The following is a 13265-nucleotide window of genomic DNA, read 5'->3' as shown; positions in this document are numbered from 1 at the left end:
AACATCGCCTACGGGCCCGGTCGGCACCGATGTGTTCCTGTCCTCGCCCACCGTGTTCGTCGACGAGCAGGGGCCGGTCCGATAACCCCGGTCCGCGCGGCGGCCAGGGTGTCGGACGGCATCGCGTCACCGAGCCCGGGGGGCGGGCCGGGGTTATCGGACCGGGCCAGGACTCCGGCGCCCGGCTCTCGAAGCCCGGGTTTCGAGAGAAGGGGCCGGGCACCCAGCAGGACGTCGGCCGGACCCAGCCACAGCCGGTATCCGCAGCGATGTCAGACCCGTGCGCGAGCATGGTGATCGTTCTTCGTGGACCGCACCGACAGGAGTCAGCGACGTGGAGCTGATCAGGGATCTCGGAGATCCGAAACGGCGGCGGGCAGCGGGTGAGGCGCTGACCGCCCTGGGGCCGGCGGCCGTACCGCCCCTGTTGCGGGAGATGCTGGACGAGTCCTCGCCGGTGGACTGGTTCCACATCAAGCTGCTCATCCATGCCATCGGGCCGGCGGCGTACGACGATGTGCTGGCCGTGCTGGCGACGGCACCCGACGACGAGACGAGGCGGCGGGCGAGCGCGGCGTTCGTCGGCCTGGGCGTGGTCGAGCGTTACACCGAGGCGCTGTCCCACCGCTCGGCCGACGTACGCGAATCCGCGGCGTCCGGTATCCAGTCCGCGTGCTCGGTGATGTTCGGGCGCACCCCCTCGTACCGGGGCGACATGGGCCCGGTCGTCGAGGCACTCGTCCCCCTCATGGCCGACGCGGACCCCGGTGTGGCGCAGCGCGTCCGCTGGGTGCTGCCGATGCTGGGGGACGTCGTTCTCGAACCGCTGCGGCGTGTACGGCGGGAGGGTCCGGGGGCCCTGCGGGCGGAAGCCCTCGCGGTTCTGGCGGCGGCCGGTGGCGAGGAGGCGCTGGCCGAGCGGGACCGGGCGGCCGTCGCACGGCTGATCAGGATCAAGGCGATCGACGACCGGGCCGAGTCCCTGGAAGGCTGCTCCACCTCCTGGTTGGCGGTTCCGAGCGGGGACCGCACGGGGATCGCGGACGTCCTGGGCCTGTCGGGGGAACGCCTCGTGACCTTCGCGCTGGGTCACAGCGTCGTCCTCCACGACAGCGACGACTGGCCTGATTGCCGCCGCGTGTACGTCACCCCGGAGGTGGACGGCTGGACACTGGTGATGGGGCCGTGGTGCAACCCCGTCGATGCGGAGCGCGCCGGTGAAGTGCTCGATTCCCTCGTCGAACTGAGCCGCCGTTATGGCCTCGCTCAGGCGTACTACTTCGGCGAGCACGGCGGGGGATCGGGCTGGGCCCTGGCCGAGAAGGGGGCCGTGGTCCGCCGCTTCGACGCCTCCACCTGGGGCGACGAGCAGCTCCCGGAGCTGGGCGGACAGCTTCCCGAGGAGGCCGCGCTGCACGCCGAGTGGGCGGAATCGGAGGCCGGCGCGGACGACGACTGGGAGGACGTCGCCCCGTACATGGCACCGGACCTGGCGCTGCGGCTGGGTTCGGTCAGCCCCTTCGCCCTGGGGCCGCAGACCAGGGTTCGTGGTCACGGCGTCGTCGCCCTCACCGCGCTCGCCGCCCAGCAGGGTGTGCCGGGGACGGGGGCTTACAGCATCTGAGTGCAGCCGCCTGCCTGGGGCGTACTCCGGTGTGGTGGGCGGCAGTCGACCGGTCAGCGGCGTTCACTCGTCCGAGGGGGCGTGGGGCGGGCGCGGTCCCGACGCCCGAGCTTCGGGATGCGAGGGCCGGGACCCGGGATCCGGGATCCGAGCGCCTTCTTACAACCGGTAGGAAAAAGAAGGGTGGGGAAACCTCCCCCCCTCCCTGACCCGTCACGGCCAGCAAGTATGACTATCCGTGGTCGACTTGCGGCGGAGAGTGGCGAGTGCTTACGGTGCCGGAACAGAACGACCCCGACGAGGTGCTGACAACACCAGGCCGGGGTCTCACCTCAAGGTCGAAAGAGCGATCTCGTGGCTACCGAGCACCCTAGCCCTGCCCTGCGCGCACCCGCATCCTCGCGCCCGTACCCGATGGCGAGTCCCGGTTACGGCAAGCGATCCGCCCCGGACCAACAGCCGCGCGGTGGGGACGACTTCATGCTGCTGCCCTTGCGGGAGCGCAGCATCGCCGGGTTCATCGACCGGCTGCCCGAGGGCGCCGCCATGGACGTCAAGGGCCTGGCCGGGCAACTGCCGCTCTACGGTCAGCAGGCCGTCGCCTCGGCGCTCAAGGCCCTTTCGGTCGCCGGGTACCTGCGCCGTGTGCGGTGCCTGGTCGGCGGCGGGGGCGGGCCGGTGCGCTGGGTGTTCCGCACCTTCTGGTCCCGGACCGCACGGGGCAACGAGTGGTGGGCCGCGCTCCTCGCCGACGAGGGCGAGCGGGCGGCCGTGCGGCCTGCGGGCGCCTTCGCCGTGCCGCAGCAGCGGACGCAGGAGCAGGCGCCCGCCCGGGCCGCTGGTCCTGCTCCGGCCGCTGGTCCTGCTTGGGCTGCTTCCCCCGTTCCGGCCGCCGGTCCTGCTCCGGCCGCTGGTCCTGCTTGGGCTGCTTCCCCCGTTCCGGCCGCCGGTCCTGCTCCGGCCGCCGGTCCTGCTCCGGCCGCTGGTCCTGCTTGGGCTGCCCCCTCCGTTCCGGCCGCTGGTCCTGCTTGGGCTGCTTCCCCCGTTCCGGCCGCCGGTCCTGCTCGGGCTGCGGCGCCCGTCTCCGCTGTAGCGCCCGCCCCGGCTGCTGCCCCTGTCGCCGCCGGGGTCCGTGCTCCGGTCGCGGAACGTCCCTCGCCCGCCTACCTGGCGCTGGCCGGACTCGGCCGCGTCGACGCGCGCCTGGCTCTCTCCGGCGCCGACTGCAAGGTCCTGGAGCAGCTGGCCGCCGAGTGGCTGGCGCGCGGAGTCGACACCGCCTACCTCACCCAGGCGCTCACCGCCGGGCTGCCCCCTCAGGTCGACTCGCCGGTCGGCTTCGTCCGCCGCCGCCTCACCGACAAGCTCCCGGCCCGGATGCCGTCGGTGGTCGTGCCGCCGGTGCCCGAGGGGCCCGTCCGGCGGACGATGATGGAGTGCACCAAGTGCCGTGTTCCGGGGCGCCCGGAGGCCCTTCCCGACGGCCTCTGCCGCTCCTGCCGGTCGCCCGGGCAGGAGGTGCGGGAAGCCCCGGTCGAGCTGCCCTCCGAGCGGGACGTGCGCGCCTACGTCGCAGGCCTGCGCGACGCGCTCAAGGCCCCCTGAGGCCCTGCGTGGTCCGGCAGGCCCTCGTCGCCTGCCGTGCTGCGGTGTACACGGCCGGCCGTCCCCCGGCAGGCCCCGCCCGGTGTTCGCCGACGGGTCGGGTCGCGTGGAGCGGGTGCTGCGGATCACCAGCGCGACGAGCGGCGTCCGGTCGCGCACCGGCTCTCATAACTGTACCTTTCGAAAGGTACAGTTACGAGGGAGCAGAGATGTCGGCGGATGGACGTGCGGGGATGGTTCTGAGTGCGCGGCGGCGGTGGCTGCTGCTGACGGTGGTGAGTGCGGGGCTCCTACTGATCACCCTGGACAACTCGATCCTGTACGCGGCGCTGCCGACGCTGGTGGAGGAGCTCGGGGCGAACAGTTCCGAGGGCTTGTGGATCATCAACGCCTATCCGGTGGTGATGGCCGGGCTGCTGCTGGGCAGCGGCACCCTGGGCGACCGGGTGGGGCACCGGAGGATGTTCCTGATCGGCCTGGCGGTCTTCGGCGTCGCCTCGCTGGCCGCCGCCTTCTCCCCGACTCCGGAGACCTTGATCGCGTCGCGGGCGTTCCTGGCCGTCGGTGCGGCGGCGATGATGCCCGCGACGCTCGCACTGATCCGCGTCACGTTCGAGGACGAGCGCGAACGCAACGTGGCGATCGCCGTCTGGGGCACTCTGGCGATCGTGGGCAGCGCCCTGGGTCCGATCATCAGCGGGCTCCTGCTGCAGAGCTTCTGGTGGGGGTCGGTCTTCCTGGTCAACGTCCCCGTCGTCATCGTGGCACTGGTCGCCACGCTGGTCCTCGCGCCGCCCAACGACGCGGACCCCACCAAGCGGTGGGACCTGCCCTCGTCGCTTCTCGCGCTCGTGGCACTGGTCGGCCTCGTGATGGCGATCAAGGAAACCGCGAAACCGGAACCCGCTCCCCTGTTCATCGGCGTCGCCGTCCTCGCTGCCGCCGTCGGCGGGTGGGCGTTCGCCAGGAGGCAGCGCCGCCTGCCCTATCCGCTGCTGGACTTCGCGATCTTCCGGAACCGGGCCTTCCTCGCCGGAGTCCTGGCCGCCGGGTTCTCCATGTTCGCCGTCGCAGGGGTCCAGCTGATCACCACGCAGCGGTTCCAGCTCGTGGAGGGCTTCACCCCGCTGCGGGCCGGGCTCCTGGTCGCCGCCGTCGCCGTGGGGGCACTCCCGACAGCCATGGCCGGGGGCGCCGTCCTGCACAGGGTCGGGTTGCTGCCCCTCGTCGCGGGTGGGCTGGCCCTCAGTACGGTCGGTTCCGTGCTGATCCTGCTCAACTTCGACACCAGCATGGGGCTGCTCGTCACCGGGCTGCTGATCACGGGCGCCGGCCTCGGAGCGGCCATGTCCGTCGCCTCCAGTGCGATCATCGGTAACGTCCCCGCCCGCCGCGCGGGCATGGCCTCCTCGGTGGAGGAGGTGTCCTACGAGTTCGGCAGCCTCATCGCGGTCGCGCTGCTCGGCAGTCTCATGACCGCCGTCTACGCCGCGACCGTCGACCTGCCCGCCGGGGCCCCGGACTCCGCACGCGACAGCCTCGACAGCGCGCTCGCGCTGGCCGGCGGGGACCCCTCGTTGATCACAGCCGCATCCGACGCCTTCGACGGCGCCTACTTCACCGTCATGATCGTGGTCACAGCCGTCATCGCCGCCGGTGCGATCGCGACCGGCCTCCTCCTGCGCCGCCACGGCCCCGGCTCGGCCCTGTCCGCCCCCACACACCCCTGACACCCGCCCCGGGAGCATCCATGCGGACCAGCAAGCGAACCCAGATCCTCGAAGCGGCCACCCGTGTCGTGGAGCGCGAGGGTGTCAAGAGCGTCACCTTCGACTCCGTCGCCGCCGAGGCCGGCCTGACCAAGGGCGGACTTCTCTACCACTTCGCCTCGCGCGACGAGCTCGTCCAGGCCATCCACCAGCACCTCGCCGGCCAGTGGGACGCGGAGATCGCCGCGGCGGCGGGTAAACCGGCCGACGAGGCGACCCCCGCCGAGCGGCTCACCGCCTACACCCGCGTCTCCACCCAGGGCGCCACACGGGCCGAGCTCCTCTTCATGCTCGAAGGTTCCACGACCCCCGGGCACGCGGCCCCCTGGGACGCGGTCATGGAACGGTGGGCCCCACCCCTGACCGCCACCGACGCCGAGGACCCGGCCGCGCTCGACCGCTTCATCGCCCGCCTCGCCGCCGACGGTCTGTGGCTGTACGAATCCCTGACTGCCGACCGGCTGACCCCTCGACTGCGCCGCGCCCTCGCCGAACGCATCGCCGCCGGTCTCACCAGCGACGACGTCTGAGCCCGAGGGACTCCGACCACCGGATCCGTGATCACGGCGGTGGTCATCGGCCGGACAGCGGCTAGGAGGCCCTGCTCAGGGCGGGATCGGTGCGCCAGACGAAGGCGAGCTCGGACAGCGGTACGCCGAGTACCTCGCTGAGCCGGACGATGGTGCCGAACGCGGGCGTCGGCAGCCGGCCGGTCTCGATCTTGCGGAGGGTCTCCGGGGAGATCTCGGCCTCCAGGGCCACTTCGGCGGGGTTGCGTCCGGCCCGGGCGGCGCGCAGCGCGGCCCCGAGGCGTCGGCCCGCCTCGATCTGTTCGGGGGCGAGCGGATGACGAACCATGCGCACATGCTAAAGCCGCAGGTCGTCAAGCGGCAACCACTGCTCCGTCTGGTATAAATATACCTATCGTCGTCCCCGGAACATGAGGATCGCAGTGATCGAGCACAAAAGGCCGGAAGACATCGAGCGCATGCACGTCACCGGGCAGTTCGTCGGCCAGGTGCTGGCCGAGCTCGCGGACCTCGCCGCGGTCGGGGTCGATCTGATGGACCTGGAGCGTCATGCCCGCCGCCGGATCAAGGAGCGTGGCGCGGAGTCCTGCTACTGGGACTACGAGCCCTCGTTCGGCAAGGGTCCGTTCCGCAACGTGGTGTGCCTCTCGGTCAACGACGCCGTCCTGCACGGGTTGCCGCACAGCTACAAGCTGCGCGACGGGGACCTGCTGACCATGGACATGGCCGTGGCCATCGACGGCTGGGCCGCCGACTCGGCCTACTCCGTCATCGTCGGTACCCCGGCCGCGGAGGATCTGCGGCTGATCGAGGCCACCGAGGTCGCCCTGGAGGCCGCGATCAAGGTCGCGCGGCCGGGCAACAGGCTCGGGGACATCTCGGCGGCCATCGGCGCCGTCGCCGCCGAGTACGGCTACCCGGTCAACCTGGAGTTCGGCGGTCACGGCATCGGCCGCACGATGCACGAGGACCTGCACATTCCCAACGACGGTCGTCCGGGACGCGGTTGGAAGCTGCGTACCGGCCTGACCATCGCGATCGAGCCCTGGTTCGCCGCCGGCACCGACAAGATCGTCTACGACCCGGACGGCTGGACGATCCGCTCGGCCGACGGTTCGCGCACCGCTCATTCCGAGCACACGGTCGCCATCACCGACGACGGCCCGCTCGTGCTCACCCGGCGCCCCTGAGCTGGTGAGCGCCTGGGCGGCCGGCGGGAGTCCTCGGCGACCGGACCGCTGACGAAGGCTCCGGCGAAGCGGGTTCCCGGGCCCCGTCTCAGTCCCACCAGAACGTCCAGACCTCCTGCCCCAGCAGGTGCGAGTGTGCGTAGCCACGCAGTCCGCCGGGCGGGGTGGCGCCGATGTTGTCCGGACAGAAGGCGAAGTGCTCGGCCGCCAGGGCGTACGCCTCCGCCTCGGTGGTGGGCGGCCGGCCCACGGACACCTTCAAGGTGTCGAAGCCGAGCTCGACGACCCTGATGTCGAACCGGTCCTCCCAGGAACGCAGCACCGCGCAGAGCCGGGCCACGTCGTTCTCGTGGTTCAGCGGCCCGGTCCAGCCGATCGCAGCGGGGATGTCCGCACTGCGCCGCGCGGGAACGAGGGCCGGCCGCGCCGTGTCCGCGAGCATGTCGGCCATCTCGGCGGCCAGTTCGTCAGGGGTACCGGCCGTGCTCGCGGCAGGGGCGGGGGCCAGGCCGGGCCACGGGGCGGGGACTTCCAGCTCGTCGGAGGCATACGCTTCCCAGGCCTCGCTGAGGACCTCCTCGGCGTCGTGGTCACCCGGGTAGGTCGTGTCGGCCGGCCGGAGCTCCCATTCGGTGGGGCCCTCATCGCGTCGGCCGCCGTCTATCAGGACCGGGAGCAGCCCGAGGGGGCGGCCGGTGGCCCGCAGCCGGGACCAGTCGCCGGGCCGCGCGGGCTCGTCGGCGTACCAGAGCAGAGGTTCGTGCCAGGGTCCGTCACCCGTGGTGTCCACGAGCGTGCCTGCCGGGAGCGTGATGCGGGGCAGCTGGTTCGGAAGGGTCGCCATGCCGGTCACCCTAGGGTTCGGCTCTGACAACGGCCGTGCCGGAACGAGTTCTGTCCGTGGTCAGCCGATGGCGCCTTGTACGGCACCAGTTGCCAGGTCCGGTGCGGAGTCCCGGCAGGGATACCGCGCGGGGTCGGCCTGGAGTGTCAGCGGTCCTCCATGAGGCGCTTGAGCGTCGCGAGGTCGGCGGATACCGCCGCCGCGTCGCGCCGGAATTCGTCGGCGCTCATGTCCGGCCGGCGGCGCAGGGTGAACACGACCTCGCACCCGGTGCCGTCGGCGATCACCCGCACCGGGTTGTGGACGGTCTCGCCCGACGGCAGTGTGACGTCGTGGTCCAGCACGCCGTAGTCGTTCTCGGGCGCGAGGGCCACCACGACCCTGCCCATGGGCGAGTCGGCGATCCACTGTCCGTCGATCTCCTCGATCGACCCGCCGAGCCCCGCCGCCCACTCGGGCAGGTGGGACGGATCCGCCGCATAGTCGTAGACCTCCCTGGTGGGACGGTCGACATGGATGCTGAGGTGACGGGTTCTGGTCTCCGAGGTGGTCATGGCGTCGACGGTATCCAGCCACCGGCGTCTCGTCTTGGACGGATCGGACATCGCGCCCCTCCGGTCACGCGGCTCATGGCCGGTCGACGAGGGCCATGAACGCCACGAAGGCGACGCCGACCAGGGAGGGCGCCCAGCGCTCCCTTCGTGTCGAGGAGCTCGTCCAGGCGGCGGGCCGGGTCGGGCGGGAGGGGGCGGCGTCCCTGTTCGATGGAGGCGATCGTCTCCAGCTGGACGGTGACTCGGTCCGCCGGCTGTCTCTGGGGCGAGCCCGCTGTGCTGCGGAACAGGCCGACGAGCTTGCCGACGAGCTTGCCGACGGGCTTCATGGCGTAGGCGTTCTCGCGCCACGGAGAGTGATGCCCGCCTCGTGGGTGAGGTGTCGCAACTCCTGCTGCCGCGCGAGCGGTTCCGCCGCAGCGAGCGCGGACTCGTCCCTGCCGCCGGGCGGTTCGTGGGTTCTGGTGTGACCGGCCGGGGCCCGGCGGGCGGCCGGGTACGCCGACGGGGCGGCGTACGCCGACCCGGTGTCGGAGTGCGCCGCCCTGGGGCGGGACGAGGTGCGGGGGGTGGCCCGCGGCGTCATGGCTGTTACTTCGGGTCGCGGTCGAACTGGGCCTTCGACCAGCGGTAGCCCAGGACGGCGAGGGCGAGGCACCAGCCGATGGTGAGCCACCCGTTGTTGCCGATCTCGGTGCCGAGGAGGAGTCCGCGCAGTGTTTCGATGGCGGGGGTGAAGGGCTGGTACTCGGCGATCGGCTGGAACCAGCCCGGCATCGAGTCGACCGGGGTGAAGGCGCTGGAGATGAGGGGCAGGAGGATCAGCGGCATGGCGTTGTTACTGGCTGCCTCCGCGTTGGGGCTGCCCATGCCCATCCCGACCGCGATCCAGGTGAACGCCAGGGAGACCAGAGCCAGCAGCCCCAGGGCCGCGATCCACTCCAGAGGGGTGGCGTCGGTGGAGCGGAAGCCCATGGCGACGCCGACGGCACCGACGAGGACGACGCTGATGACGGCTTGCAGGACGCTGCCGGCGACGTGCCCGAAGAGCACCGAACCGCGGTGGATGGCCATGGTGCGGAAGCGGGCGATGATGCCCTCGTTCATGTCGGTGGAGACCGAGACCGCGGTGCCGACGACGGTGGAGCCGATGGTCATCAGCAGGATGCCGGGAACGATGTAGGCGATGTAGGCGGAGCGGTCTCCGCCGCCGATGCCCGCGCTCATGGTGTCGCCGAAGATGTAGACGAAGAGCAGCAGGAGCATGACCGGGGTGAGCAGCAGGTTCAGGGTGAGGGACGGGTAGCGCCGGGCGTGCAGGAGGTTGCGCCGCAGCATGGTGGACGAGTCGCGGACGGCGAGGGAGAGGGAGCTCATCGGGCGTTCTCCTTGGGCTGGGTGGTCTGGGCGGGGACGGTGGTCGCGGTGAGGGCGAAGAAGACGTCGTCGAGGTCGGGGGTGTGCACGGTCAGTTCGTCGGCCTCGATGCCGGCGGCGTCCAGCCGGTCGAGGATGGAGCGCAGTTCGCGCTGGCTGCCGTCGTTGGGGATCTGGAGTGCGAGTGCCTCGTCGTCCTGAGCGACGTCGCCCAGTGCGGAAGCGGCTGTGCGGTAGGCGTGCGGGTCCGAGAAGCGGAGCCTGACGTGTCCGCCGGGGATGAGCCGTTTGAGTTCTTCGGCGGTGCCCTCGGCGGCGATCCTGCCGTTGTTGAGGACGGCGATGCGGTCGGCGAGTTCGTCGGCTTCCTCGAGGTACTGGGTGGTGAGGAAGACGGTGACGCCGCCGGTGACGAGTTCACGGATGATCTGCCACATGTTGTGGCGGCTGCGTGGGTCGAGGCCGGTGGTCGGCTCGTCCAGGAAGATGATCCGTGGGTCGCCGACCAGGGTCATGGCGATGTCGAGACGGCGCTTCATTCCGCCGGAGTAGGTGGAGGCGGGCTTCTTCGCGGCCTCCACCAGGTCGAAGCGTTCCAGGAGTTCGGCGGTGACCCGTCGGCCCTCGCCCTTGGACAGGTGGTGCAGGTCCGCCATGAGGAGCATGTTCTCCTCGCCGGTGATCAGCCCGTCCACGGCGGAGAACTGCCCGGTGACACCGATCGCGGCACGCGCCGCCTGCGGGTCGGCGGCGAGGTCGTGGCCGCCGACGCGGATCTCACCGGAGCCGGGGCCGGCGGAGATGAGGGTGGAGAGGATCTTGACCGCTGTGGTCTTGCCGGCCCCGTTCGGGCCGAGCAGGGCGAAGACCGTTCCTTCGCGGACGGTCAGGTCGATGCCGTCGAGCACGACCTTGTCGCCGTAGGACTTGCGCAGACCGTTCGCCGTGATGGCCGGGGTGGTCATGAGGGTGCTCCTTCGGAAGCTGCGGGCAGAGGCTGTGGGGTTCAGAGGCTGCGGGCGGCGATGTCGCCCTGGGCGGTGGTCGCCTTGATGGCCAGACCCGCGGTGCCGTCGGTGTTCTTCAGCGTGTTGGTGACCCGGCCGTAGCTGGTGCCGGCGTCCAGAGAGGCGGAGACACCGCGTGCGGCACCGACCGAGATGTCGCCCTGGAGGGTGTTCAGCGTGAGCGGGCCTCGCACGGCCTCGGTGACGTTCACGTCGCCCTGCTGGGTGCTGATCTCGCCGGGCCCGGTCAGGCGGCCGACCGTGATGGTGGCGTCGAGGCCGGTCAGCCGGGCGCTGTCGGCCTCATCGAGCTTGACGGTGCGGTGACCGCCGACGAAGACGACATCGCCGAGGCGTCCCACGCCGCGGAACTCGGCGGCGGCGGCCCTCGCCTCGACGTCGGAGCCGGAGGGCAGCTGGACCGTGACCTCGACGGACCCGGAGTTGCCCAGGATCCGGTTCTTCGCTTCGGGTGCCTGGACGCGCAGGACGCCGTCGGCGTAGGTGACCTCGGTCTGTTCGGCCGTCTTCACGTCGCGGCTCTTGGCGGGGTTGGCGGGCCGGACCTCGACGGTGGTGTCGGTGCGGTCGGCGGCGATGAACTGGATGCGTCCTGCGGGGATGTCGAGGACGGCCCGGACGCCGGCGGGGGTGTCGAACTTCTGCATCGTGCGCTCCTTCATCTGCTTCGCGTGCCCTGCGGCCCGTTGTTTCCGATGATGGAAAAGCTACGTTGCGTTTACGAAAGTGGCAACAGCTTCGTTGCGTGTTTTTGCAGTGTTTGCAGGTCACTGGGGTGAATCTGTTGCAATGGGTTCGAGCCTAATGCAACAGCCTGACTCGTTGCGTTGCAATGAAGTGAAGGTGAACGCTATGCTGGAGGCACCACGGGCCACGAAGGGGAGAACGCGATGCCGGGAGGCAGACTTACCCAGCAGGAACGCCAGCAGATCGCGCTGGGAGTAGCCGACGGCCTTCCCTACGCGGAGATCGCCAGAAGCCTCGACCGGCCGACCTCGACGATCACGCGCGAGGTGATGCGCAACGGCGGCCCCACCGCCTATCGGGCCGACCTCGCCCACCGCGCCACCGAACACCGCGCCCACCGCCGGAAGCAGGCCGCGCCGCGGGGTGCGGGGGCGTCCCCGCGGGCCGACGGACGCGACGCCGAGGCCGTCCGCGAGTTCGAGGAGGTGTTCACCACCGTCCTCACGGCTTCGGGCATGCCCAGGATGATGTCCCGGGTGTTCGCCTGCCTCACCATCACCGACGCGGGCAGCCTCACCGCGTCCGAACTCGTCCAGCGCCTCCAGGTCAGCCCGGCGTCCATCTCCAAGGCGATCGCCTACCTGGAGAGCCAGGCCTTCATCCGCCGGGAACGCGACGAACGCCGCCGTGACCGCTACGTCGTCGACGACGACGTCTGGTACCAGTCGATGATCGCCAGCGCCCGCTCCACCGCCCACGTCATAGAGACCGCACGGCAGGGTGTCGGCATCCTCGGCCCCGGCACCCCGGCCGCGGCGCGTCTCGAGAACGTCGCCCGTTTCCTCGACTTCGTCTCCGAGAACATGGAACGCGCCGCCGAGCAGGCCCGTGACGTGCTCCACACCAAGTCCGGCGCGACCTCGGACAGCACGACCTCGGACAGCACGGCCTCGGACAGCACGGCCTCGGACAGCACGGCCTCGGACAGCACGGCCGAGCCACGTGCGGGCAGCTGACGGACAGCCGGAAGCGGGCGTGACACCGGCTCTCCCGGTGCCACGCCCGCTGCGGAGTGGAGGTCAGTGCATGAGGGCGGCGTCCATGTCGGTCTGCCAGTACGTGACGGCCAGCGTGCTGTCGACGTACACGTCCTCGCCCAGCGGCACACTCACCATCTGTCCGGCCGAACCCGCGCCCGCGTCCTGGAAGCCGACACTCAGGTCACCGGTGCTGTAGCCACCCGTGCCGCTGCCGTCGGCGGACGAGGTCATGACCCCGGCGTAGGCGGACTCGCCGGGAGCGATGGTGACGACGGCCTGCGGCTTGCTCTCCTCGACGCTGCGGGGGACGGACTGCGCCTCGCCGAACCTCAGGGTCGGGTAGTAGTAGGCGTTGCACGCCTTCGAGCCGGTGTTGGTCACCGTGAGCAGCATGTGGTTGACGGGGCGCGGGACGCTCGTCATCGTGAGCTTCGTGTTCGCGCCGGTGCAGGTGGCAAGCGACTTGCTGCTGTCACCGCTGCCGCCGTCGTTCCCGCCGGCCTGGGACTGCTTCGCGGCGGGCTTCGTGTCGGAGGAAACGGAATCCTTTGCGGTACCCGAACCGGAACCGGAGGATCCGGAGCCCTCGGCCGTCTCCTTGTCCGTGGCGGCTGCCGGCGCCGCCGACGTGCCGGCGGCCGGCTTCTGGGACGCCGAACCCGCGGCGTCGTCCGCGGGGGCCGGGCCGCCGCTCTGGCAGGCCGTCAGGGACAGCGCGGCGAGCAGCGCGGCGGTGCCCAGGACGGAGGTGCGGGCGGTGCGGCGGAAGCGAAGGTTGCGCATGAGGTGGTTCTCCCCGTTCGAAGGTGTGGTGCCCGGGGCGCCGTTTTGGCGCGTCGAGGTGCGGGCGGGTGTACTGGTCGGTGACGTGTGGTCAGAGGCCTTACAGGAGCGTGATGACGACTGCGATGCAGACGATCAGCACTCCCGTGGCGACCGCGTCGGTCAGGCTGAGTTCAGGTCGAGTACGCACGGCGGCTCCCGGGACGGGTGAGGGTGGGATGTACGGGTCGCGGG

The 13265-nt window shown here is 71.1% G+C and carries 14 protein-coding genes; 6 read left to right on the top strand and 8 right to left on the bottom strand.

Annotation, left to right across the window (positions count from 1 at the left end; all coding sequences use genetic code 11):
- Positions 1-334: 334 nt before the first annotated feature.
- From OO67_RS18510 to OO67_RS18495, 4 genes are all read left to right on the top strand, one after another.
- Positions 335-1624 carry a HEAT repeat domain-containing protein gene (locus OO67_RS18510; RefSeq protein ID WP_033301707.1) on the top strand — a complete coding sequence of 430 codons (1290 nt, stop codon included), beginning with the start codon at positions 335-337 and terminating at the stop codon, positions 1622-1624.
- Positions 1625-1978: 354 nt separating this feature from the next.
- Positions 1979-3229, top strand: coding sequence for a hypothetical protein (locus tag OO67_RS18505; protein ID WP_033301706.1), 1251 nt, complete (start codon positions 1979-1981; stop codon positions 3227-3229).
- 233 nt (positions 3230-3462) lie between these two features.
- Entirely contained in the window at positions 3463-4959 is a 1497-nt protein-coding gene (locus tag OO67_RS18500) for an MFS transporter (RefSeq protein WP_033301705.1), read from the top strand.
- A 20-nt stretch (positions 4960-4979) separates the two neighbouring features.
- Complete coding sequence (locus OO67_RS18495; protein WP_033301704.1) at positions 4980-5528, top strand: TetR/AcrR family transcriptional regulator; 549 nt, start codon at positions 4980-4982, stop codon at positions 5526-5528.
- A gap of 61 nt (positions 5529-5589) precedes the next feature.
- On the opposite strand, the gene OO67_RS18490 is transcribed toward OO67_RS18495, so the two are convergent.
- Positions 5590-5856 carry a helix-turn-helix domain-containing protein gene (locus OO67_RS18490; protein ID WP_033301795.1) on the bottom strand — a complete coding sequence of 89 codons (267 nt, stop codon included), beginning with the start codon at positions 5854-5856 and terminating at the stop codon, positions 5590-5592.
- 94 nt (positions 5857-5950) lie between these two features.
- Here OO67_RS18490 and map point away from each other — a divergent pair, with 94 nt between their 5' ends.
- Positions 5951-6718 (top strand): type I methionyl aminopeptidase, encoded by a 768-nt coding sequence (gene map / locus OO67_RS18485; RefSeq protein WP_033301702.1) that lies wholly within the window; start codon positions 5951-5953, stop codon positions 6716-6718.
- Positions 6719-6806: 88 nt separating this feature from the next.
- On the opposite strand, the gene OO67_RS18480 is transcribed toward map, so the two are convergent.
- From OO67_RS18480 to OO67_RS18455, 6 genes are all read right to left on the bottom strand, one after another.
- Positions 6807-7562: a DUF4253 domain-containing protein gene (locus tag OO67_RS18480; RefSeq protein WP_033301699.1), complete on the bottom strand. Its 756-nt coding sequence runs from the start codon at positions 7560-7562 to the stop codon at positions 6807-6809.
- A 146-nt stretch (positions 7563-7708) separates the two neighbouring features.
- A complete protein-coding gene (locus OO67_RS18475) occupies positions 7709-8116 on the bottom strand; it encodes an SRPBCC family protein (RefSeq protein WP_033301793.1) in 408 nt (135 codons plus the stop codon).
- Between the two features lie 325 nt (positions 8117-8441).
- A complete protein-coding gene (locus tag OO67_RS38080; RefSeq protein WP_106972770.1) occupies positions 8442-8702 on the bottom strand; it encodes a hypothetical protein in 261 nt (86 codons plus the stop codon).
- 5 nt (positions 8703-8707) lie between these two features.
- Entirely contained in the window at positions 8708-9493 is a 786-nt protein-coding gene (locus OO67_RS18465) for an ABC transporter permease (protein ID WP_033301694.1), read from the bottom strand.
- Positions 9490-10458 (bottom strand): ATP-binding cassette domain-containing protein, encoded by a 969-nt coding sequence (locus OO67_RS18460; protein WP_033301691.1) that lies wholly within the window; start codon positions 10456-10458, stop codon positions 9490-9492. Before OO67_RS18460 ends, OO67_RS18465 begins: the two co-directional genes overlap by 4 nt.
- Positions 10459-10499: 41 nt before the next feature.
- Complete coding sequence (locus OO67_RS18455) at positions 10500-11168, bottom strand: DUF4097 family beta strand repeat-containing protein (protein WP_033301791.1); 669 nt, start codon at positions 11166-11168, stop codon at positions 10500-10502.
- A 243-nt stretch (positions 11169-11411) separates the two neighbouring features.
- On the opposite strand from OO67_RS18455, the gene OO67_RS18450 reads away from it, so the two are divergent.
- On the top strand, positions 11412-12224 hold the full coding sequence (locus OO67_RS18450; protein ID WP_033301688.1) for a GbsR/MarR family transcriptional regulator: 813 nt from the start codon (positions 11412-11414) through the stop codon (positions 12222-12224).
- Positions 12225-12287: 63 nt separating this feature from the next.
- Here the strand turns inward: OO67_RS18450 and OO67_RS18445 are convergent, their stop codons facing one another.
- On the bottom strand, positions 12288-13031 hold the full coding sequence (locus tag OO67_RS18445; protein ID WP_033301686.1) for a DUF4232 domain-containing protein: 744 nt from the start codon (positions 13029-13031) through the stop codon (positions 12288-12290).
- Positions 13032-13265: the final 234 nt, after the last annotated feature.

The organism is Streptomyces atroolivaceus (assembly GCF_000717025.1).
Classification (GTDB): domain Bacteria; phylum Actinomycetota; class Actinomycetes; order Streptomycetales; family Streptomycetaceae; genus Streptomyces; species Streptomyces atroolivaceus.
Note: the sequence above shows the minus strand (reverse complement) of the source record. Positions and strands in the feature narration are given on the sequence as shown.

Excerpts from the sequence above, each read along its gene's own strand:
- OO67_RS18465 (WP_033301694.1), bottom strand. The coding sequence starts at position 9,493 with ATGAGCTCCCTCTCCCTCGCCGTCCGCGACTCGTCCACCATGCTGCGG.
- OO67_RS38080 (WP_106972770.1), bottom strand. The coding sequence starts at position 8,702 with ATGACGCCGCGGGCCACCCCCCGCACCTCGTCCCGCCCCAGGGCGGCG.
- OO67_RS18490 (WP_033301795.1), bottom strand. The coding sequence starts at position 5,856 with ATGGTTCGTCATCCGCTCGCCCCCGAACAGATCGAGGCGGGCCGACGC.
- OO67_RS18480 (WP_033301699.1), bottom strand. The coding sequence starts at position 7,562 with ATGGCGACCCTTCCGAACCAGCTGCCCCGCATCACGCTCCCGGCAGGC.
- OO67_RS18450 (WP_033301688.1), top strand. The coding sequence starts at position 11,412 with ATGCCGGGAGGCAGACTTACCCAGCAGGAACGCCAGCAGATCGCGCTG.
- OO67_RS18455 (WP_033301791.1), bottom strand. The coding sequence starts at position 11,168 with ATGCAGAAGTTCGACACCCCCGCCGGCGTCCGGGCCGTCCTCGACATC.
- OO67_RS18495 (WP_033301704.1), top strand. The coding sequence starts at position 4,980 with ATGCGGACCAGCAAGCGAACCCAGATCCTCGAAGCGGCCACCCGTGTC.
- OO67_RS18445 (WP_033301686.1), bottom strand. The coding sequence starts at position 13,031 with ATGCGCAACCTTCGCTTCCGCCGCACCGCCCGCACCTCCGTCCTGGGC.
- OO67_RS18500 (WP_033301705.1), top strand. The coding sequence starts at position 3,463 with ATGGTTCTGAGTGCGCGGCGGCGGTGGCTGCTGCTGACGGTGGTGAGT.
- OO67_RS18460 (WP_033301691.1), bottom strand. The coding sequence starts at position 10,458 with ATGACCACCCCGGCCATCACGGCGAACGGTCTGCGCAAGTCCTACGGC.
- OO67_RS18475 (WP_033301793.1), bottom strand. The coding sequence starts at position 8,116 with ATGACCACCTCGGAGACCAGAACCCGTCACCTCAGCATCCATGTCGAC.